Here is a 22,429-nt window from a genome sequence, read left to right as displayed (position 1 = left end):
TTATTTGAATAATCAGTGGTTCCAGCATCACTTCGGCATCGGCCAAATCTTCAGCGCGGATGCAAACAGGCTGTCCGCTCGCACCACGATTTCTTCCTCATCCCAGGAATCGTTGTCGCCATAGCGCTGGAAGTGGGTGTTGAGCATCAGCAGGCTGGTGGTTACGATCTCCTGCCGCTTCACGGCAAAGGGTTCGTTGCTCAGGGCGGAGTTGAAGGCTTGGGTCACCAGTGTGAGGTTGCCGATACTGTGCAGCAGGCGACGGCGCTTTTCCTGGTTCTCTGGCGTGTCCTCGGCGAGCGGCCAGTTCGTTTGCCACTTCTGCGGCAACACATGCTCCACGGTCAGGCCATCAGGTAGCACCAGGCTCTCCTGCTTGCTACCGCGCATGGACAACTCCAGCGCCTCGAGAACCGCACGGACCTTGCTGGTGTTGCGGCCCTGGTAAAGAGCGCGATGGCACCAGTTAAGGGCGAAGGCCTCGTCATCCGGCCAGCACTGGCTGTCGCCCTGCAGGGACAGCAACTTGTCGCGCAATGTCGCGGCATCGGTCTTCTGCTCGCGCACCATCTCCACCAGCAAGCGGTTGAGGAAGGTGCGGTTGTAGCTCTTGGTGGTGTAGCCACAGATAAACCGGCGCACCAAGTAAGACTCCAGATCACCAATGGCCTGCAGGAACTCCGCGGAATCCGGCTTATGGTGCTCCAGTAGATACAGCACAAGCGGCGTCACCGTGGATACATCCAGCAGTTTCAGACGCCGGCAGAACAGATCGAGGCGACTCGCCTGCCCCGGTACCATAAAGGTCTGGAAATACCCCGCCAGGTGCGTGATGCGCGCCAGCTCGTGCTGAGTGTCGCGGGGCTCGTACTGCCACCAGTCCTTGAATTCGTTGAATACGTGGGCCACCTTCAAATCCTCGCACTTGCGCATGCCCACGTAGTGGTAAAGCAGCAGGTCCAGTCGCGAGTTCTTCAGGCGGCCCTGCCGCTCCTGCTGCTTCCAGAACTTGGCGCCCTTGCCAGTGCTGGTGTCTACCGTCTCGTCGAAATGCTGCCAGCCCTGGCGATACAGCTCATCCACGTCCTCGCCGTTGCGGGTGGCATGGAGGAAGATGAAGTTGCGGATCAGGTCGCTCGGCAATAGCGGCGCGCCCCGGGCATTGAGGGTTTCGAAGATAATCTGCGGATCGTCCTCGTCCTCCAGCTCCAGCGACATGATCTGGAAACCTTCGCGCAGGGTGGCCAGCAGCGCATGGGCGCGCTCCACCTGCAGAGGGAGGTCGGCGCCCGGCAGTTTCAACTGGTTGTCCGTGTCGATGGTACGAATCACCGCATGGGCCACGGTGCGTTCTTCATCTGCAGCCGCGTCCGGCAACGGGTCGTCGTAGCGCAGGCCGCGCAGGTGGCAGGCCAGCATGGCGTGGAAGAACAGGTAGGCACGCACCATCGCCGGGCGTTCCTGGTACTGCCGGCCGACCTTGGCCGGGAAGCGCTCGCTGATCTTCTCGGCGCTGCCCAGCCCGGCCAGCGCCTGCATGACATCGCGGCCAACATTGGTCGGCAACACCTTGAGGGTATCGCTGGCCTGGCGGTATCGGCCGATATTCTGCGTCAGCGGCTTGAGGTCATAGCTCAGCGCATCGTCATCCAGAGGCGCGACCAGGTCGCGAAACGCCAGCAACAGAATCTGCAGGGTGGTGATACGCTGCTGACCGTCGATCACATCGCGGTTGCCCACGGCATCACTGCTGCCGCCCTTGAGGCTGCCGATCACCACGGTCCCGAGAAAGTGCCGGCGTAGCGGCCTGAGCCGGCCAGCCCCGACCATGGCTGCATCAGCCTGATGCTGGACGATAGCCTCCAGGCGGTCAACGAGGTCTTCCCACAGCGGCTGCACCTGCTCGTTCAGCGTCCACACGTAACCGCGCTGGAACAAGGGGATCAGGTACTGCGCGCGCTCGGTAAACAGGTCGGTGACGGCTTTCTTGTCGGGACGCATAGGATGTCCTTATCGGTGTTCTTGTTAAATCAGGCCACGCCCTGCTCGACCAGCGCACTGGCTAGATGCTCGTGCACTTGCCGGACATGATTAAGACGGGCTTTGAGTTGGTCGCAGAGGGCCATCAGCTGGTCGACTTTGGCGACGATGCGGTGTTGTTCGGCGAGCGGAGGTATCGGAACTGGTATTTCTTTAAGGCGAGAGGATTTGATACCAGTGGCGGTCATACCTGTGGCGGCATCTGAAAGCTGCGTCTGAAAGCCAGAGGACATCATGGTCAGCTTCAGGAATGGGCCCGTTTCCAGCTCATGCAGTTGGAAGCAAATCACGCGCTGAGCCAGTGCAAAACGCTCAGCAATATCAATTACCGCCACGTTCCCCATTGGAGCTTCGGTTGTGAAAAGCATGTCTCCAACCCGTGGAAAGCCTCTTGTCATCCAAGACAAGTAGTCCGTCTCAGCAATGAACTCTTGAGGATCTCTACTGATGAATCCTGGACGCACATTTTTGGCAGTAATGAGCGGTACGCCATATGATGTTTTTGTAGGTGTCCTGCCCCGGTAGTCAATGAAACGAGCAAGGTTGCCAAGCCGGCAGGACGCCCAACCGGTATGTAGCCTGAAGTAATGCTCAGCCTCTGGGACATCGTCTCTTGCTGTCGTTCGAAGACCTTCTTCGGAGATGAGGCGCGCCTTTTGCTCGGCAATCCGCCTCAGCAATTCACTCGCCGGTTCATCGCTAGGATCTTGCGGCACCAACTTGCCCATCACGGCCAGTTGCAGCAGGGTTTGCTTGAGGGCGTCGATGCTGGATTCGGTGGTGAGCAGGGCGTGGAAGTGCTCGGCCAGGCGCTGCCAGCTTTGCGCAAAGTCTTCTGCATTGCTGGCCTGAGTCAGGCTGCCCAGCAGCGCCTGCACCAGTTGGACGTGGGCGCTGACGGCATCGGCCTGCCGCGCTTCCAGCCGGTCGCACAGGGCCATCAGCTCATCGACTTTGGCGACGATGCGGTGTTGTTCGGCGAGAGGGGGTAGAGGGAAAAGGGCTTGCCTACCGTCTTCAGTTCCTAGCCTAGGCATTTTCATACCGTAGCTTTTAGCATTCACATAGCTGAGGAAGTATGGGCTTTTCAGCGCGACCATAAAGTAGTGCGCTACATAAGGTCCGTGGCACCTGAACGGGAGAATTTCGGTTGTGCAAAATCCGTCATCCTCAGCTACTAGAACCTTATTCAGATACGGACGGAGCTTGCCATAGAGCACATCGCCTTTAGCGAAGCTGTTCTTGTCACTGAGAGAGTTACGCTCGTAAAAGCGAGTCTTCTGTAAAAGTCTTGAAGTGTCTTTCTCAATATCCTCAAGATCGAGCACCCAAGCGTCATCTGGGATTTCGTCTTTTTTGGTTGTAGTACCAAAGTTGGTAATTTCGCCAAGACGAGCCCAAACCCAGGCCACTGGCAATTCAAATGGTAGTGCTGCCTCTTCAACGCCAGCCAGCGGTTTCTGCTTCTTGATTTTCCCCTGCGCCACAAGCCGCGCTTTTTCCTCAGCAATCAGCTTCAGCAACTCACTGGCCGGCTCATCACTCGGATCTTGCGGCACCAGCTTACCGCGCACCGCCAGCTCCAGAATCAGCTCACGCAGCTTCTTGATGCCATTGGGCGCGCCGGCCAGCAGCGGCAGATTGTCGGTCAACACGGCGCTCATGCGTCACGCTCCGCCGCCTGAGCGGCAAAGGCCTCGGCCAGCACAGCCTTGAGCTGGTCGCGCAGTTCGCCAATCTCGCCTTGCAGCGCGGCGTAGTCGCGCAGCAGTTCGTTCGGGTCATGGCTGATCTGTTCTCCGACGTGAGGGTTCTTGCAGTCGAGGTTCCAGTTGCAGTTTTGCAGCTCGTCGAAGCTGACCTTCCAGGCAAACTCATTCTCCTGCCGTGCGGCAAAGCCATCGGCCTCGCTGCCCCACCAGGCTTCCTCGACAGCAAACTCTTCGACTCGCATGGGTTTGGTCTTGGAGTAGCTTTTGTAACCGACTGGGTACTGGTGCTCGTAGAACCACACGTCCTTGGTGGGCGTGCCCTTGGTGAAGAACAGCAGGTTAGTCTTGATGCCGGTGTAGGGGTTGAACACGCCGTTGGGCAGGCGAACGATGGTGTGCAGGTTGCATTCGGTCAGCAGCTTTTCCTTGATGCGACTCTTGATGCCTTCACCAAAGAGGAAACCGTCGGGCAGCACCACCGCGGCGCGGCCACCGTCCTTGAGCAGGTGCATGATCAGCACCAGGAACAGGTCGGCGGTTTCGCGGGTGCGGAAGGCCGTGGGGAAGTTGGTTTCGATGCCGTCTTCTTCCATGCCACCGAACGGCGGGTTGGCGACGATGCAATCGACCCGCTCAGCCGGCCCCCAGCTGATAAGCGGGCGCCCCAGTGTGTTGTCGTGCTTGATCTGGTTGGGCACTTCGATGCCGTGCAGGATCATGTTGGTGGTGGCCAGCAGGTGCGGCAGCGGCTTTTTCTCCACGCCGAAGATGCTCGCCTGCAGGGCGCGCTCGTCCTCGGCGGTTTGCACATAGCGCTTGCGCTTGTGCTCGATGCTGCAGGTGAGGAAGCCGCCAGTGCCGCAGGCCGGGTCCATGACCTTTTCGTCCAGCTTGGGATCGAGCATGCGCACCATGAATTCGGTGACCGGGCGCGGCGTGTAGAACTCACCGGCATTGCCGGCGTTCTGCAGGTCGCGCAGCAGTTGCTCGTACATGTCGCCAAAGGCGTGGCGCTCCTGCGCCTTGTTGAAGTCCACCCCTTCCTGAATCTTGTTGATCACCTGGCGGATCAACTGGCCGGACTTCATGTAGTTGTAGGCATCCTCGAACACGCCACGCACCACGTAGGTAGCTGGCGTGGTGCTGTATTCGTGGAGGTTCTGCAGCTGCGGGAACAGGTTGTTGTCGATGAAGTCCTTCAGGGCATCACCGGTGATGCCCTCCGGGTTGGCCGCCCAAGTGCGCCAGCGGCAGCTCTCCGGAATCGGCGAGCGGTAGTCGTCATCAAGCAGCTCCCATTCCTGCTCGCGGTCATCGAAGATTTTCAGGAACAACATCCACACAAGCTGGCCAATACGCTGGGCATCGCCGTCGACGCCAACGTCCTTGCGCATGATGTCCTGGATGGATTTAATGGTGCTGCTGATGGACATGCTTACTTCCTGAAAAGGTGTTCACGGTGCCAGGCCAGATAACCGCGATGCTGCGGCTTGATCTGGCGCAAGCGCAGACAAGGGGTGATATTGAGCGCACGGGCGCTGTCGGGGTCGAGATCCTCGCCGAGGAGAATCTGCCCCTGATCGTCAAAGCTGATCAGGCCACGGTCGAAGGCCAGATCAAGATTGGGGGTGAGCAACAGCCCGTTGAACGGATCAAGCCGTTCGATCGGGCTGGCAGCACGCCAGGGTTTGATATGCGAGGCCCGCAACAACTCCGGTACGCAGCAGTCGGTAATCGCACAGCCGCCCCAGTAGGCCAGCAGGTCGTCGCGGTAGCCGCTCTGGCCGATGCGCGCTTTCATCAGTGCATCGCGTTCGGTCTCGGTGAGGTTGGGTTCGTTTAGAAATTCCTCTGTTGAGACCGAAGATTTAGCAGCCGCGGACTGCAGGGAAGAAACAGAGGATTTATAACCGAGTAGATCAAGCAGTTGATGAAGATCGGCCTCTGTAGCGATATCCAATGCAATTGCTAGTTTACTGTCAGAGCCAGCTACGGCGGGATACCCCGTCATGTTGGTGTTTCGATACCCGGTATTTGGCAAAGAAGGGGAAAGTACCTTGATGAAGTCCCATTTACCTGCGGTGGCATGTTCTGGATGAATGAGGAAGGGTTGCTTAGCAACAGGAGCACCCGTTTTGCTCATTTTGACGAATACACGACCGTTAAAATCAGGATTCTCATACCCGTTAGCATGTTGATTTTTGACGGTCAGAACAAAGCCCTTACGGATGAGCACAGCTGCGATTTCAAATGAATTAAGTTTGGGCATCGGTTATCCGTAGAGCTGTTGCTCAAGCTCCTGAATGGCCTGCTGATAGCCCGGTTTGCCGCCAAAGGCCTTGACCAGCTCAATCGGCGCACCGATGTGGCTGAATGGCGCCAGCTGAAGAATCTTGATGTCTTCGATGTGCTCGACGCCGGTGTCGGCGTATTTGTCGAGCAGGGCTTCCAGTACCTGGCGGGCGGCGCCGGAGTATTTGGCAAAGTAGTTGCGCTTTTTCACCTGCTCGGCGCGCTCCTTGCGGGTGAGCGGCGGCTGGTCGAAGGCGATATGGCAGATCAGGTCGAACGGATCGAGCGGCTGGCCGCGCTTGGCTGAGACTTCGTCGTCCAGGGCTTCCCACATCACGCCTTGAGCGGCCAGTTCATCGATGATGACTTTCTTCTGTTCGGCATCGCTCCAGCGGCGCAGGAAGTCATCCAGCGAGGCAAACTGTTTCTTAACGCAGGTGCGGGTGTAGTCGCGTAGCGATTCGGTGATCAGCTTGCCGTCCGGGCCGTAGTACTGCACGCGCTCGGCAATGACGTGCACGGCGACGTTGTTGATCACGTATTTGACGCGCTTCTTGCCGCCATCGTCGTCAGCGCCGCCGGTGGTTTCGTCACCTTCGGTTGGCCCAGCGCCACAGTCGATCACGTCACCCTCTTCGCCCTCGGTTTCTTCCGGCGGCACCGGTGAGGAGTCGCCCTCGGGGTTGTAGATTACCACCGGCTCCCCGTCGAAGGCCGGGTCGGCAAACAGTTCGGTGGCTTTCTTGAAGTCCATGATGGTGAACCAGTACTTGCCGTAATCCTCGTTAATACGGGTGCCACGACCAATGATCTGCTTGAACTCGGTCATGGATTTGATGTGCTGGTCGAGCACCACCAGTTTGCAGGTCTGGGCATCAACACCGGTGGTCATGAGTTTGCTGGTGGTGGCGATTACCGGGTAGCGCGACTCGGGGTTGATGAAGTTGTCCAGCTCGGCCTTGCCTTCCTTGTCATCGCCGGTAATGCGCATCACGTATTTGCGGTTTTCCTCAACGCGCTTGGGGTTGAGGTTGACCAGGGCCTGGCGCATGCGCTCGGCGTGGTCAATGTCGTCGCAGAAGATGATGGTTTTCTGGAAGGGGTCGGTGGCGGTCAGGTACTCGGTGACCTTGCGGGCGACCAACTGGGTCCGCGCTTCGATCACCAGGTGGCGGTCCATGTCCTTGAGGTCATAGACGCGGTCTTCGATCAGCTCACCGTTCTTGTCGCGCGTACCCTTGGGTGGGCGCCAGCCTTGCAGGTCTTTGTCAAAGTCGATGCGCACCACTTTGTACGGGGCGAGGAAGCCATCTTCGATGCCTTGTTTGAGGGTGTAGCTGTACACCGGCTCACCGAAGTAGGTGATGCTGGAAACCTCTTTGGTCTCCTTCGGTGTGGCGGTCAGGCCGATGTGGGTGGCACCGGAGAAGTAGTCGAGAATCTCGCGCCAGGCCGAGTCTTCGGAGGCGCTGCCACGGTGGCATTCGTCGATCACAACAAGGTCGAAGAAGTCCGAGGAGAACTGCTTGTAGACGTTCTTCTCTTCTTCGTTGCCGGTCACGGCCTGATACAGCGACAGGTAGATTTCGTAGGACTTCTCGATCTGGCGCTTGGCGATCTTGGTCATCGCCTGGCCGAAGGGTTTGAAGTCGTTGTTCTTGGTCTGGTCGACGAGGATGTTGCGGTCGGCGAGGAAGAGGATGCGTTTCTTCTGCCCGGACTTCCACAAGCGCCAGATGATCTGGAAAGCGGTGTAAGTCTTGCCGGTGCCGGTGGCCATGACCAGCAGGATGCGATCCTGCCCGCGCGCCACGGCCTCGACGGTACGGTTGATGGCGTTCATCTGGTAGTAGCGCGGCATGCGCCCGGAACCGTCGTCGTAATACGGGGCTTCGGCTTTCTGCTGGCTTTCGCCACTCAGGCCCTTCCACTGGCAGTAGCGCTGCCAGAGCTCATCGGGGCTGGGAAACTGCTCCAGGCTCAGCTCGGTTTCCTTTTGCGCGCCGGTGCCACTGCGATCATGGAAGAGGAAGCCGTCGCCGTTGCTGGAGAATACGAACGGCACATCCAGCGCCTCGGCATAACCGAGCGCCTGCTGCATACCGGCGCCGAGCGCGTGCTTGTTGTCCTTGGCCTCGATAACCGCCAGCGGCAGGTTGGCCTGGTGATACAGGATGTAGTCGGCGCGGCGCGACTCGCCTCGGCTGTGCAGCTTGCCACGGACGATGATGCGCCCCTTGGTAAAGCTGACTTCCTCACGAACCTGCTTGTGCAAATCCCAGCCCGCCGCGGTGATGGCCGGTGTGATGTATTTGCTGCAGATGTCACGCTCAGTCAGTGAATTCTTGTCCATGTATCCGTCCCGTTGAACTGCCTTGAACTCGCATATCTGGTTGGCGAGGCGATTATTGGGACGGCGTAAAAGTGTACGCTAGAACCCTTGATTACGTCCCTGATGGCTCTTTGACCTAACTGTGTGCGAACCACGTCACAATATCTATCCAGCAAGAATGGGTAAAGATCGCGCCCAATCAAAACGCGGCTTTTTTGCACAGAGGTAACACCAGTAGTCCACTCAAGCTACTCGCGCGGCATTGTGACGCCAGCGCATGGGGAAATGCACATTCCCCCGTGCGATTGGATCACGCCGCTGGATCATCCCAATCCCCCGTCTGTCCTGGTGCTTTTCTTTCTCGCGGTTGCAGTTGTGGTAGCAGCCCTGACCACGAGGGATGCGTTCCCACAGGCGCCAGGAACGTGTAAAGCAAACGCCCAGATTCGGTGTGTGTCCATTCACTCCAAAGCCGGCCCAAGAGGGAAGCATGAGCAGCGCCAAGCCCAGTGAGGGAGTAGTCCAAGCGCCACCCACTCTCCTCAAGCTACCCAACCACTCATCGACCTACCGGGCTCCGATAGGCCAAATGAGTAGTCATTCACTATTTGAACGAGAGCCTGCGCTTCAACTCCTCGCCGATCAGGCTGATATCGAGATCCTTACCGGGATTGTTATTGCAGAAATCCGTCAATATCGAGATGTAAGCCGCACCCAACCCTTTAGTCAGCGTAGCCGCTGTTGTTGCGGCAATGGTGCCACCTACTGCGCTCCCTACACCCGGAATCATCTTGAGCATCCCCGTAACTACCGCACGACCCAACAGGCTCGCAGCGCTCGAACCTAATGCCGACGCGACAAGGGTGGTCAATGCACTGGTACTAACCTCCATGCCAAAGGTCACGCCAATCTTCGCCAGCATACCGACTTGAATAGGCACCAGTACGAATGAGTCAGAAAAAGGAATTGGTGTAGCGCCTGCTGCCGCCGCCAGGCCACTTGCTATCAATACTTCCTTTTCAGCTTGTTCGATTTTGATTTTCATGGAAGATTGATGCCGCGAGCTCAATGCATTGGCGAATGCACGCTTTTTTGCTTCGGGGATCAACCTCGCGGATTCAGAGATCAGCTCGTCGATGCCTTTGATCGGGAGGGTGTGGAAGCTTCCCTCCTCAATTTCGATGTTCTGAGCCTCAGCGCGCACCCGCACTACCGCGCAAGAACCCGGTAGCATTTCTTTGACCTTGTGGTGGAAATCACTATCTTTCGAGAACATGCTCTTTGTGACTACCGCAACCACGGGTATTTTGTGATCGTTCAACATGCGACAGAGGTCGATTTCCGCTTGTTCTATGCGATCGCCGCTTTCCTGAATACAAATCCAGGCTGCATGGATATGCTTGTTTTCGTCATGATGCTCATCGCGCTCTACTACGAAATCCGTGAGTTGACTGAGAATGACCTCGTAGTCTTTCAGCTCAAGACCTTTGCTGTCGATGATGGTGATCGGGTGACCTTCCTTCGAGATCTCTTCAATCTGCTGTGTCACTGGAGTGCCTGAACCCGTTTTCGCCAACCTCCCGCGGAATACGGTGTTGATCAAGGTGCTTTTACCGACTCCCGTCTTACCCGCGACAATGATATTGACTTCTCCGGAACCACGTACAGCGTCACGAATGACGTCATCGATCGCGTCCTGCTGCCAATCACCTACTTGTACCATTACAGCCTCCTTACAATTTATTAGGTCAATACGTCACATTGCCTGCAGCTGCTTGTATGCCCCTGCGCTTACCTCCACGAACGCATTCCAAGTCATCGTCCGTTGAAAAGTTAATTCGTAGTACCGGTTTACAGGTCATGTCATACACCTTGCCCAACGACATCATGGCGTGTAACTGAGATGGCCAACGAGCAGAGAGATGGTGCCATATTGCCATGACCAGCCGAAGCCGTCCCACTCCTCCTCGCCATGAGTCTCGCGGCTGCAAACTTAAGCCCCCCCGCCGCTCGCAGTTTCAACTCCGTACTCCCGCACCTTGGGCACAAAACAAACCATTCACCCGGCCTCAATGCATCGCTGCGCAGCGCGATGGTCGTTTTCCTGCTGCAATCCTTGCACTGCAGCACAAAGGGCTTTGATTTTATCGGCATGAATGCCTACTCCTGTAGAACACTGGCCAGCATCAGTCCGTAACCGGCACCAACGCCTGCAGCAAGTCCAACTTGCGCCGCAACTGCGCCACGTGCTCCCGCTCCGCCCGCAACGCCGACCTCAACTCGCGATTCTCCATCTCCCAGATCTGTAACCCGCGCATAACCCTCTGGCATTGCTCAACCCCTTTGCCCAGCACTCCCAACCTCAACCCTGCGGCATCAGCACCAGCAGGATGATCCCCATCGCCACCAAAGCACCCGTCGCAACCATTTCCGGCATCGTCATGCTCATGTCCTTAGCTGCCCCCGATGTATTCCGAAGACCAGCACAAGATATGTAATTCGAAATTACACGTCTAGAATGTAGACTTATACAGGTAAAGTAATCGCGCACATGGAGAAGGTATGAAACGCAAGTAATCCATCGAGCAGGCTCGCTGGAGCTCAGCACTTCACTACCGCCTGATCGAAACCGTTGCCTAGTGGGAGGGCAGGCTAACCACAGGGCACCTGATGCAGAGCTTTGGTATCAGCCGCCAGCAGGCATCGAAGGAAATCAATACCTACATCACCGAACATGCGCCCAAAAAATTGACATATGACAAGCAACTCAAGGGCTACGTGCCGAGCGAGCAGTTCAAGCCACTGTTCATCGACGACAGCGCCAGCGCCTACTTACACTTGCTGTATCAGAACAATGAGCGCGCCCTGCACATCGACGGGCTAGCACTGGCCTATGCGCACACCAAGGTGCTAGAGGTAGCTGACCGACCGATTCGCCCGGAGGTGCTGCGCCCCTTGCTTAAGGCCTGCCGCGCAAGCCTGCGCCTGGAAACCGAGTACGTCTCGCTGAACACGCCGAACGTGGAAATTCGCCGAATCGCCCCGCATACACTGATCTATACAGGTATGCGCTGCCATGTGCGCGCCTACTGCGAAAAGAACGGCCAGTACCGCGACTTTGTCCTCTGCCGCCTGTGCGGACAGCCGGACCTGCTTTACGAGCCGCCCACCACGCGCGAGCTTGACGAGGAATGGAGTGCCGACGTGCCAGTCATCTTCGAGCCAGACGGGCGGCTGAACGAGGCGCAAAAAGCCATCATCGAAGCCGACTTCGGCATGCAGGATGGGCAACTAGTGGTACCGAGCCGCAAAGCCTTGGTGAAATACGTGCTGCAGCGCTACCACATCGACCCGCGTAACCTGGCGACCAGCCCCGAAGCGCAACAGATTGTGGTAAAGAACCTCAAGGAGCTGCGCCCTTGGCTGATGAACGACTGAGGCCGTCAGCTCAGTGCGCCGCGCCGGTGACGGGCCGAAGCCCAACATCGGGGCGGTAGCTCTCGCAGGTCAATCGTAGGCGATTACGCTTCAGCCAAGTCGGTCGGCGTCAGCGGCCAGCGCTTCACCGCGAAACTGGCCAGCTCCTGGCTCCGCTCCACCAGGGCGTTCTTCGAGAACGCGGGACTGTAATGCTCATTGGTCGAAGCAAATGCATAAATTAATGACAAAACTTCAGCTCCGTAGCCACCCCGATATCCTCGTACAGGTCGTCAATGCCACAACTCGGCGTGCATCAAATCGAACCGGCGTCCGCCTCCCGCGCCGCTTTCTCACGCTTCATCTCGCTGTATTCGCGGTACAGCTCATAACCCTTGGTAGCGATCACGATAAAACCGACAAAGGCAAATATATTCTTCATGGCTGAATGATCCTGATTGATCGACTTGTCCGCCTATACCCTAAAACCACCGCCGCGCCAGCAACTCCGCCACCGCCCCCGCAAGCCACCTGGCAGTAAGTACGTTCAACGCCTTGCCCCCACACTTAGGACACTGATCAATCCACTCCCCAAGCGCCAACGTATCACTGCGCGGCGCCACTGTTTTCGTCCAACCACAACCTTCACATTCAAAAGTGAAGGGTCTAGGTTTTACCGGCATTTTCAATCTCCTTGGTCGCTACGCAAACTCACTGCCTCCAATGCGTTCAACTCGCGGGATAAGCCAGTTCAATCTGCTCATCAAACTCGCCGCCAACCCCGTAATACTCTCGCGGAACACACTCAATATCTTCGGCCACCTGAGCAATCACCTGCCGCAGCTCCAGGCGCTCAAGCCACCGATCAGGAATAGCGGCAACACCATACTGCGCCCCCAGCAAGTGCCCGACGACCAGCCCTGTAGTGCTGCTGTCACCACTGTGATTAACCGCCGCAATCACCCCGTCTTCAAATGACCGCGCAGCCAACGCACACCACAGCCCAATCGCCAGCACCTGTTCAGCGCCCCAACCACCGGCAAAATCGTCTATTCGTTGAGGGCTAGGTGTGTACCCCTCGTAAAAGAAGAACATCACTCGCTCGACGAGGCTGCGCGTTTCCTCGATACCAGGTACTTGCCCATACCTGGCCAAACTCTGCGTCACAGCGTGCTCCAAGCTATCTTGTCGACCGACAACACACTGCAGAATGTCGGCGAACAGCCCAGCCGCCAGGTAACCTGTCGGGTGCCCGTGCGTCAGGCGCCCGGACTGCGAGGCGTAGTCAAATGCATGGGCGAAGAATGCACAGGGTGCAACACGTACCAAGGCACCGCAGCCCTTGCTGTTGTTTTCGGCAACCATACCCAACCGTCCACTGACCTTGAGCGCACTCATGCAGGTGATGTCTGGCGCACGACGCGACCAGAGCTCCATTTGCCTGATCAGCCAGCTATCTGTGGCGACCGGTATCACCGAGGGGTAATCCTGGGTCGTCAGCCAACGCAGCAGCGCATGATGAATAATGCTGGGCACATGACATGCCTGCCGTGAACTCCCTAGCACATAAGCCCGCAGCAAGCCTTCTGCGGTAAATAGCATCATCTGGGTAGCGCCGCTGATCGCACCGGTGATGCCAAACGCCGGGGCAAAATCACTGGCGCCCTGCGACCCGAACCTGGCCTCGATCACAGGCCACTCAAGCAACTCCACGGGAGAGCCCAACGCATCTCCGACGGCTCCCCCCAGCAGGCAGCCGCTGATCCGTTCAATTCTGTTCATATCGTCCCTCAACACCCTTCACCAGAAGCTAGGTCCTGCAAAATCACCAGCTTGCGCTGCAACTGCGCAACATGCTCCCGCTCTGCGCGCAACGCCGACCGCAGCTCGCGGTTTTCCATTTCCCAAATCTGTAGCCAGCGCAGGTCCCTCTGGCAGTGCTCGACCTTTTTCCCAAGCTCACCGAGCTTCAAAGCCTGCTGAATCAGCACCAGCAGGATGATCCCCATCGCCACCAAGGCCCCTGTCGCAACCACTTCCGGCATAGTCATGCTCATATCCTTTGCTGCCCCCGATGTATTCCGAAGACAAATCGAAGATATGTAATGCAAAGCTACACGTCTAGAATGTAGACTTATACAGGTAAAGTAATCGCGCACAAGGAGAGGGTATGAAACGCAAGCAATCCGTCGAGCAGGTACGCTGGGACCTGGCACTTCGCTATCGTTTGATTGAGACCGTTGCCTGGTGGGAAGGCCGGCTGACCACGGGGCACTTGATGCAGAGCTTTGGAATCAGTCGCCAGCAGGCGTCCAAGGACATCAACACCTACATCACCGAGCATGCGCCCAAAAACTTGACATATGACAAGCAGCTCAAGGGGTATGTACCGAGCAAGCAGTTCAAGCCGCTGTTCATCGACGACAGCGCCAGCGCCTATCTTCATCTGCTCTACCAGAACAATGAGCGGGCCCCGCACATCGACGGACTCGCACTGGCCTATGCGCACACCAAGGTGCTGGAGGTGCCGGATCGGCCCATCCGCCCGGAGGTCCTGCGCCCTTTGCTCAAGGCCTGCCGTGAGGGCCTGCGCCTGGAAACCGAGTACGTGTCGTTCAACACCCCCAACGTCGAGGTTCGCTTGATCGCCCCTCACACGCTGGTCTACACCGGCATGCGCTGGCATGTGCGGGCTTACTGCGAAAAGAATGGCCAATACCGCGACTTCGTGCTGAGCCGCTTGCGCGGGCAGCCGGATTTGCTCGACGCCTCACCGAACACGCGCGAGCTGGATGAAGACTGGAACACCGAGATTCCGGTGATCATCGAGCCCGATGGACGCTTGAACGAGGCGCAGAAGGCAATCATCGAAACGGACTTCGGTATGACCCAGGGGCAGTTGATTGTGCCCAGCCGCAGGGCGCTGGTGAAATATGTGCTGCAGCGCTATCAGATTGACCGGCGCAGCCTGGCCATGAGCCCCGAGGCCCAGCAGATTGTCGTGAGCAACCTCAAAGAGCTAAAGCCGTGGTTGTTGCATGATTGAAATCGCGAGTATCTCAGACGAGGGGCTCAATGCCCTTGGTCGATGGCCCGCTCACAGAGGTTCAGCTACGGCTGTAACTGCTGCGGTCGGCACACATCTGCTGCCAGATATATGCCGCGCCCAGGTAGTTGTCGATTTCCCGGATTAACAGCTGCGCCGCTATGTCATGATGGCCCGCCAGCCTGGCAACGTCTCGGGCGGTGTGGCCCTCGTTGTTCCTCGCGCTCAGGTCCAGGCAGAAGGTCCGGTAGTGGTTGGCGAAGTAGTTCGCAGCCTTGCTGTGGCCGTGCGCGGCCAGCCAATGGAGTGGAGTATTACCTGCCGCATCACGGTCATTCAGACTGCGGCCCTGCCGGTATCGATTGGCGAGCGCCTTGATGATGCCGCGTTTGCTGGGCAAACGATCATGGTTGACAGGGGTCAGAAAGCTGCCGAGGCCTTTCCAATCCAGAAGTTCTTTTTCCCCCTCAGCCCCGAGCGCCTCCAGCGTGTCGATCCATGCCGTTCGGTTAAGCCGGTAGGCCATATCCAGTGGCGTGTTTTCGGCGCGGTCTCGGTCGTTCATCGCCACGGGAGCAAACGCCATCAGGTGCTCGGCATCGTCAAAAAGCACGGCGGCATGCCAGGTGCCTATTTCCAACGCCAGCAGGTCGTCGATACCGAAGCGCGTAGTTCTGAGCGTCTTTTCCATCACGGCAAGGAAAGCGGGCGGATAGGTCATGAGACGTTTTCGCGGATACACAGAAAGGCCAAGGCCACTATTCACACTGGGACGACCGGTTTCCCTGTCGCCCATGACGGGTCGCCATGCACAAGCCGTTGACCAGGTTCATGTCTTGCGGCGTCTGGCAGCGAATGGCCGTCAGGTCCGGGCTGGCAACGATGCACGCCAGCGTCTTGGCTCGGCTGACCGCCACATTCAAACGGTTTTTCGAGTACAGGAAGCCAATGTCCCTTGGCAGGTAGTCCTCATTCGACGTCGCCATGGATACGATGACAATTTCCGCCTCTTGCCCCTGAAACTTATCCACAGTGCCGACGCGCGCGCCCGCCGGGAGCACTTGCTTCAACAGTTGTACCTGCAGATTGTAAGGCGCCACGACCAGGATATTTTCAAGGCACAGCGCATGCTCCACGCCGGTTTTATCCACATAGCGCTGGCGTAGGAAATACAGGTACAGCGCTTTGACGCAGGCGGCTTCTTCATCGGAACTCTGGCTGTTGCCGTCATGTTCGACAGGGCAGAACATCAGCCCACTGGCCGGTACTTCCGGTCGCTCCCCATCGAGCAGCAACAACTGCCGCTCGGTCCCTGGCGCCGATGAAAGCTGACCTTCGTACACCGCCTGGGAGATGAAAGAGCAAATCTGCGGATGCATCCGCCAGGTCTGTGCCAGGAACACCCCTCGGCCAGGTGCGATGGCGGGCGTGCCGTCCAGCAGATAGTCGAGGATGGAGTCACCGGAGCGGCCCGGGTGCACGCCCCGCACAGGTTGCGACAATTGCATCTGGTCACCCATCAAGACGATGTTACGGGCCGCCATGCCCATGGTGACCAGGCTCGCCACACTCACCTGGCCTGCTTCATCGATGAACAGGTAATCCAACTGCTCGGTGAAGCTCGCGTCGGCGAACAGCCAGGCAGTACCGGCGCTCAGGTTGATATCCGGCCCCCAGTTGTCGAGAAATTCCGTTTTGTCCTCGATGGAGCGGATGCAACGGCCGATGAATTCCGTGCCCTCGCCTTCCGATGACTTTTTCAGCCCCTTGAATCTAACACCCTCCACTTGTGCACGCGCCTCGAAAGCAGCCAAGAGGTTGTTGATGGCAGAGTGCGAATTGGAGGTTACCCCAATGCGCTTGCCGGCTTTGAGCAGGTCAACGATCACATGCGAGCCGGTGTAGGTCTTCCCGGCACCTGGCGGCCCCTGAATGAACAGCACACTGTCCTCGAGGTTGCGTACCACCTGCTTGATGGCATCGGTCGTTGCCAGGTCCGGATCAAGCAGAGGCGCACCCGGCTCGATGCCTTTAACCCGTGGTGCGCGTCGATGGAGGAAATCCGCCACCGCCTGGAAGCGTTGCTCACCAGCCAAGACGCTATCGGCATAACGAAACAGTGCCTTGCGCAGCGGCGTGGACGGTATTGGCCTGCCGGGAATCATGTCAAAGGCTTCCGGTGGCGCCTTTTTTGCGGTGGCCTTGAATGTCGCCAGGCACGCGTCATGGTCCAGACTGACCAGTTGCACACTGGCCAACGATTCTGGGATGACACCTTTGGATCCCGAACGCATTTTGCTTTCCTGCGGCTCGAAACTGTATTCGAACAGGAACGAATTATTGATCGGTTCCGGCGGCGTTTTTGTACGCTGCAAACCGGCGAGGCTCTCGATATCCTCCAGCAACTCTTCGGTCGTCATGTCCTGGCGGCTGAACAGCTGCCACCACACCGGCTTTTCTGCCCTACGGTAGAAGTCGAGCAGTTGGAAGGTCAGTACCCTGACCTGATCCTCGTCGCTCAGTGCGCATTCCTCGGACGGCAAGCCAGCGAGCAGTCGATCACGATAATTTGCCAGCAGAACCTCGATCTCCTTCTGCTCTGCTACGGCTTTCTCGCCCTCAGCATGCTTTACGACAAGAGCCTCGAGGCCCAACGGACTTATGTTTGCAAGCCAGTTGCGTAACAGATACGTAGAAAGCACATCGTCTTCGTTGTACCGCTCAATCTGCTCAAGCAATGCTGGCTCACCAGTCTCTTTCCAGCGCTCATAGAACACGATGCTCGCACCGGCATTGGTAACATCACCGTCGCGCTTTGCCATGTAGAAGTGTTCGATGTTCTTGATCGAGTAGCTGGGTTCCGACACCCGGATCGCTTCACGCACCACCTTGTAAAGGTCAATCAATTTGCCATTGCGCAGCAGCCAGTCCACTTGCGCCTCTCGCGTACCGTGCTGGCTCATCAGGCGCTTGATGGCCGTTTCTTCATAGCTGGCATAGTGGTAGACATGCGCATTCGGGTAACGCTCAAGGTGCGCGATGACCCAGTCGATGAACTGCTCGAACGCGATCTTTTCTTCGTCCCGGCTGTGCGCCCAAAAAGCTTTGAAGGTTTGTTCACCGCCTTCGTCTATATACAGGCCGAAGAGGTACTCCAGGCCACCCTCCTCCAGAGGATTACCTTCCATATCGAAGAACAGATCACCCTCGACTGCAGAAGGCATACGGCCAAAGCCACGCCGCTGCCCCATGACCGGCAACAGCTCGTACAACGGGGTATCGCTGGAGCGCCCCTGAAACTGCAGGCGCGCCTGATGGCGTAACTTGTTCAGTGACTCCACTTGCAGCTTGGGTATACGCAAGTCATCGCCACTGGCCGCCAACTGTTGCAAGGTGGTCACACCGCCAACCTGTAATTTCTTGATTTGCGAGCGGCTGATACCAGCGACTGCCGACAGATGGTCATCCTGTAGACGTTGTTCAGTGCAACGATCACGCCACCCACAAAAACCACAATGCCCACACGGGTCCGGGTAGGTGACCCGAGGTCCGTCAATGTTCACGAACGCAGTGAAACGCTGCAGCACCTGCTCTAGGTAATCCGCGTAGTCAGCAACCCGATAGGCCTGCTCGGTACGCGCAACATCACCCAGCACGATGTACATGAACTGTGGCTGTACGTCCTGAATCGCTATCAGCATCCGCGAATAAAGCGCAACCTGCACCAGAAACTTGGCCTTTGTATTCTTGGCCAACTTGGTGTCGATCACTTCATAGCTGTGGCCACCCAACGCCGACGGCCGAGGCACTTTGCGCAGGAAGTCGGCATGCCCGATAAAGGCGCCTTCCTGAAGCGAGGCCTGAAAGATGATGTCCGCACCAGCCTGCATGGCTTCGATGGTCAGCTCCACCCGCCGAGGGAAGCTCGGATTACCCTCAGCGATGTCGACTACGTGGGCATGGTTGCTCTTGAGCCGTTCAAGAAATGCTGCTTCGTGGGCCAGCCCTTTGTCCTGGATCAAGCGGTTCTGCTCGCTTGCCGGGGCTTTCTCCATCGGCGCGACCAGGTGTTGCAGGTCCAGCGCTGTCAGATGCTGGCATTCCAGGAAGCCGCAGATGTCCGAGGCGGAATACAGCCGAGTCCCATTTCGAGTTTGCATGGTTGTATTGCCTCCGGCGTGGCTCAGGCGTCGAGCGAGCAACCTTGGTAGAACTGCTCGAACAAGGGCGTTGGCAAGTGCTGCACATCGAGCAGGCCGAAGTGCTTGCCTACGCTGCGCCCTACGGCCATGAGTGTTCTCGCGGAGTTCTCGGTACCGGCATAGCCAGCGTTTACGACGTAGTCGACACGTTCCTTGTCGCTCTCTGCGCGGGCATAGGCATTGCCAGTGATAAATACATCAACCAGGCAGACACTGACGCGCTCGTCCCCCACCGTGAACGGCTCGAGCGTTTCACCAGACAAGGCTGCCCGCAGTCCGTCCTCACCACCTTCAACTATGCGTTCAAGGGCAGCAAGCGAGCGGCCGAACAAGTCAAACTCGTCAATGGAAAACGGGAAGCAATAGCCCTGTGCAGTAGCGCGTGAGAGCGTTTTCCCATTGCGCGGCTCAGCCACCAGCCAGTCAACGAACGCGTCTTTATTGTCTGGCGCACCGCTGTGACGGAAGGCCAAGTAGTCACTGAGCACCTGGCCAAAAGGATGACCCGTGGGCACCCAGCCGCTATTGCCAGACTCGCGCAGCGATACTTCGCCCTGCTCGCCAACAGCTTGGGCCTCAGGTACTGGTGTCAGGCCAAAGCAGCGAAGGTCATAGCCGAGCATGAAAAGGCTCGCCTCGAATGCATGGCATCGCGCGGGCATTGCCCCTTGGTCGGCAAACCAGCCTGTGCGCCCGAGCAACGCGCGGACAATCCAGCCCAAGCGGACCTGCCAGCGCGCCCACTCAGCGTATTCGATCGCCGAGAACTGCGGCGCTGCCAAACAATTGGCAAACGCCCCGGGGTTGCGGATTTGGTCGCCACGCGCGCCGCCGGACGGAAACCTCAGCAGAGGTTTGCCACGCCCTGCCCACTGCTGGCGGAACAGCGCATACAACATGGCAATCGCGGCGCCCACACGGCTGTCATAGATCGGCGAACCGGACAAGTCGAGCAAGGCGTGAATCTTGGTCAGGCCCGAATCGAAACGCTCGACACTGCTGAGGTCATCCAGGTCATTGTCGGCATCGAGCGCCATGAGCCCAGCCATCTTCTTCAGGTAGCTCGACAACTCGCCGCTGGCCGCCAGCCGATGCAAGAATGGAATGGCGCCCCGCACGCCGCCCCAGCGCAGAATCTGCAAACAGGCCTGAAGCGCTTGTTGCTCATCACCGGCGCGGACACCAGCCGACAGCCACTCACGCAATTGCCTAAGCGAGCCCTGGGTCTGCATCCAGGTTTCAGAGTCGACCGCGCTCTGGTGGCTGTCGCGCCAGCTTGCCTTCCAGCGGTAATGCTCAAGGACCTGCTCTATCCCCTGTACATCGACCGTCAAACCGCCGGGCACAAACTTGCTGGACTTGAATCGCAGCTTGAAGGTGAGTACCGGCAAGTTGGCTGCCAGCCATTCAATGAAAGCCTCAACTTCGGGTTGTGCCAGGAAGTCATCACGCTTCATGCCAGCCGCCTTGCAGGTAGTGTCGAATGGCCATACCCTAAGCAAAATGACAGGCTGCGTCCACGTTGTCTGTTCATACAGGTAAACAATTGGAGCAGGTTCGAGTGCCCTGGCCAGATAGTTTCCAGCGCCAGCGGCGAGTCGCTCATTTAACTGTAAAGTTTTCAGACACACATCAGCTCTTTACGGACCGCGCGCCCCCTCAAGGATCATCACCTCATGGACCATCAAGCACTCAAGACCCGACACCGCCAAGAACGTGAGGGCCATCACCCCAACCTCACCTTGCGTGCTCATCGAGCACTGAGCTGGCTGAACCGCGCTGAGCAGACTGATGATATTGATGGACGCTTTATCTTTCTGTGGATCGCCTTCAACTCGGCATACGCGACGGACATTGATGAAGAGTTCCGCCTGTCCGAACAGCCCACCTTTAAGGCATTTCTCGAAAAACTCTGTGCCTTGGACAAGAACAGCCTGATCGAAAATCTGGTGTGGTCCGAGTTCTCTGGCAGTATTCGCGTCTTGCTTGACAACCCTTATGTGTTTCAGAGTTTCTGGGATTACCAGAACGGCAAGATCAGCGAGCCACTGTGGACCGAACGCTTTGCCAACGGTCGTAAAACCGCGCAGCAAGCACTGGCCAATCGCAACACCGCGGCCGTGCTAGGGGTGCTGTTCAACCGGATCTACACCCTGCGCAACCAGATCATGCATGGCGGTGCCACTTGGAACAGCAGCGTCAATCGAGATCAACTGCGCGACTGTGCCAACCTGCTCGGCAAGCTGGTTCCGGTCATCATTCTGCTGATGTTGGATAACCCGGATACATTGTGGGGTGATGCATGCTATCCCGTGGTTGTTTAGCTCAGTGACCGCACTTGGACCTGGGTCGCCCGACGCTGGGCGCCCGAGCCGGTCATCGGCAAACCAAGAATACTTCTCGCAGTATTCCAATCGGTATTCCAGCCAAAATTACAAACCGATACTCCCACTATTAATCAATATGTTACTGACTTAATTCAGATTACCCCGGCTCAGCAACCTACGATATCAATGTATCTATGACCGCGAGTCGGCACTTAGGATTTTGGATACACAGCGTCAATCCGACAGGCCGGACCTCCCTGCAACCACGCTCAGGATTAGCCCATCCCGCCCAAAACCTCAGATTTCCCCCCTTCCCTGTAGTCCATTTCCCAAAGATACTCCCCTCCCCTGTTTCCCGTTGCGTCAGCCTTCCCCGCGTCCTAGTCTCACCCCGTCGTTGCCAACCCAACGACACGACTTTGACAGGTCGCAGCGGTAAACAACTAAGCGGTCGCCCTTATGGCGGCTGTACGTGCGGGCACGCTTGCGTGCGCCGGATCTTGTTGTTTCCGCCGGTCTGTCAACCCACGTACAGCTGCCACCCACCGTTTGACAGCGGCGGATGTCGGCCCAGCAACGGAAGCAACTCATGTTAAAAATCGTCCCTGATCCACCACCCACACCCGTCACCCTGGAAGACACCCTAACCCTAGCCGCCGACTACGCCCTCTGCGCCGAAGCCGTGGCCCAACAAGCCCTCCTCACGCAGCCCCGCTCCCCGGCAGCCCCGCTGATCATGGCTTCCATGCACGAGCTCGAATCCCTGCGCCGCCTGCTGGAATCCGCCCTCCTGCAAATCCACCACCCTCCCTCGCGACACCCCACGCACTAACCCTCAAGCCCCTGGCTCAATCAAAACGGCAGTAACCCAGCCACGACACAAAAACAGCCAGCCCAAAAAACTTCAGGGAGCCACACCCATGTCCACCGCACACACCCCCTGCACCCTTGGCCAAACCGTCTTCTACCAAGGCGAAAACCACACCCACGCCCTGTTCCGCATCGAGCCCGGCATCCCCTGCCAACACGCCCGCGAACAAGCTTCGGAATTGATGGGTTAC

Annotated in this window: 15 protein-coding genes and 3 pseudogenes; 5 read left to right on the top strand and 13 right to left on the bottom strand. The window is 57.8% G+C overall.

Features of this window, described 5'->3' with window-relative positions; all coding sequences use genetic code 11:
- Nucleotides 1-27 precede the first annotated feature (27 nt).
- From B2Y33_RS10015 to B2Y33_RS09985, 7 genes and pseudogenes are all read right to left on the bottom strand, one after another.
- Nucleotides 28-2,001 (bottom strand): DUF262 domain-containing protein, encoded by a 1,974-nt coding sequence (locus B2Y33_RS10015; protein WP_206405575.1) that lies wholly within the window; start codon nt 1,999-2,001, stop codon nt 28-30.
- A 29-nt stretch (nt 2,002-2,030) separates the two neighbouring features.
- Nucleotides 2,031-3,704, bottom strand: coding sequence for a restriction endonuclease subunit S (locus B2Y33_RS10010; protein ID WP_206405574.1), 1,674 nt, complete (start codon nt 3,702-3,704; stop codon nt 2,031-2,033).
- Nucleotides 3,701-5,185, bottom strand: a complete 1,485-nt coding sequence (locus B2Y33_RS10005) for a type I restriction-modification system subunit M (RefSeq protein WP_206405573.1) — start codon at nt 5,183-5,185, stop codon at nt 3,701-3,703. Before B2Y33_RS10005 ends, B2Y33_RS10010 begins: the two co-directional genes overlap by 4 nt.
- Nucleotides 5,186-5,187: 2 nt before the next feature.
- Nucleotides 5,188-5,580: pseudogene (locus tag B2Y33_RS23235) on the bottom strand (HNH endonuclease); the annotation flags it as partial.
- A 444-nt stretch (nt 5,581-6,024) separates the two neighbouring features.
- Entirely contained in the window at nt 6,025-8,397 is a 2,373-nt protein-coding gene (gene hsdR / locus B2Y33_RS09995) for an EcoAI/FtnUII family type I restriction enzme subunit R (RefSeq protein WP_206405572.1), read from the bottom strand.
- A gap of 583 nt (nt 8,398-8,980) precedes the next feature.
- Nucleotides 8,981-10,099, bottom strand: a complete 1,119-nt coding sequence (locus B2Y33_RS09990; RefSeq protein WP_288632891.1) for a GTPase — start codon at nt 10,097-10,099, stop codon at nt 8,981-8,983.
- Between the two features lie 463 nt (nt 10,100-10,562).
- Nucleotides 10,563-10,819, bottom strand: a pseudogene (locus B2Y33_RS09985) (hypothetical protein).
- Nucleotides 10,820-10,956: 137 nt separating this feature from the next.
- Between B2Y33_RS09985 and B2Y33_RS09980 the strand changes: the two are divergent.
- Nucleotides 10,957-11,814 (top strand): annotated as a pseudogene (locus B2Y33_RS09980) (WYL domain-containing protein).
- A gap of 295 nt (nt 11,815-12,109) precedes the next feature.
- Here B2Y33_RS09980 and B2Y33_RS09975 read toward each other — a convergent pair.
- From B2Y33_RS09975 to B2Y33_RS09965, 3 genes are all read right to left on the bottom strand, one after another.
- Nucleotides 12,110-12,235: a hypothetical protein gene (locus B2Y33_RS09975; RefSeq protein ID WP_260507333.1), complete on the bottom strand. Its 126-nt coding sequence runs from the start codon at nt 12,233-12,235 to the stop codon at nt 12,110-12,112.
- A 287-nt stretch (nt 12,236-12,522) separates the two neighbouring features.
- Nucleotides 12,523-13,575, bottom strand: coding sequence for an ADP-ribosylglycohydrolase family protein (locus tag B2Y33_RS09970; protein ID WP_206405570.1), 1,053 nt, complete (start codon nt 13,573-13,575; stop codon nt 12,523-12,525).
- An 8-nt stretch (nt 13,576-13,583) separates the two neighbouring features.
- Nucleotides 13,584-13,844: a hypothetical protein gene (locus B2Y33_RS09965; RefSeq protein WP_144968035.1), complete on the bottom strand. Its 261-nt coding sequence runs from the start codon at nt 13,842-13,844 to the stop codon at nt 13,584-13,586.
- A 119-nt stretch (nt 13,845-13,963) separates the two neighbouring features.
- Here B2Y33_RS09965 and B2Y33_RS09960 point away from each other — a divergent pair, with 119 nt between their 5' ends.
- Complete coding sequence (locus B2Y33_RS09960; RefSeq protein WP_100850779.1) at nt 13,964-14,839, top strand: WYL domain-containing protein; 876 nt, start codon at nt 13,964-13,966, stop codon at nt 14,837-14,839.
- Nucleotides 14,840-14,900: 61 nt separating this feature from the next.
- Here the strand turns inward: B2Y33_RS09960 and B2Y33_RS09955 are convergent, their stop codons facing one another.
- The 3 genes from B2Y33_RS09955 to B2Y33_RS09945 are packed head-to-tail and all read right to left on the bottom strand — an operon-like array spanning nt 14,901 to nt 20,498.
- Entirely contained in the window at nt 14,901-15,560 is a 660-nt protein-coding gene (locus B2Y33_RS09955) for an ankyrin repeat domain-containing protein (protein ID WP_206405569.1), read from the bottom strand.
- Nucleotides 15,561-15,597: 37 nt separating this feature from the next.
- Nucleotides 15,598-18,999 (bottom strand): TM0106 family RecB-like putative nuclease, encoded by a 3,402-nt coding sequence (locus tag B2Y33_RS09950; RefSeq protein WP_206405568.1) that lies wholly within the window; start codon nt 18,997-18,999, stop codon nt 15,598-15,600.
- A 23-nt stretch (nt 19,000-19,022) separates the two neighbouring features.
- Nucleotides 19,023-20,498, bottom strand: a complete 1,476-nt coding sequence (locus tag B2Y33_RS09945; RefSeq protein ID WP_206405567.1) for a hypothetical protein — start codon at nt 20,496-20,498, stop codon at nt 19,023-19,025.
- Between the two features lie 219 nt (nt 20,499-20,717).
- On the opposite strand from B2Y33_RS09945, the gene B2Y33_RS09940 reads away from it, so the two are divergent.
- The 3 genes from B2Y33_RS09940 to B2Y33_RS09930 form a co-directional block, all read left to right on the top strand.
- The gene (locus B2Y33_RS09940; RefSeq protein WP_206405566.1) at nt 20,718-21,365 is read left to right on the top strand and encodes a HEPN domain-containing protein; all 648 of its coding nucleotides are present in this window, start codon (nt 20,718-20,720) and stop codon (nt 21,363-21,365) included.
- Nucleotides 21,366-21,957: 592 nt separating this feature from the next.
- Nucleotides 21,958-22,200, top strand: a complete 243-nt coding sequence (locus tag B2Y33_RS09935) for a hypothetical protein (protein WP_058638404.1) — start codon at nt 21,958-21,960, stop codon at nt 22,198-22,200.
- A gap of 88 nt (nt 22,201-22,288) precedes the next feature.
- A partial coding sequence (locus tag B2Y33_RS09930) for a DUF3077 domain-containing protein (protein ID WP_288632907.1) occupies nt 22,289-22,429 on the top strand: 141 nt, incomplete at its 3' end.

The organism is Pseudomonas sp. UBA5666, from assembly GCF_002420785.1.
Classification (GTDB): Bacteria; Pseudomonadota; Gammaproteobacteria; order Pseudomonadales; family Pseudomonadaceae; genus Aquipseudomonas; species Aquipseudomonas fulva.
Note: the sequence above shows the minus strand (reverse complement) of the source record. Positions and strands in the feature narration are given on the sequence as shown.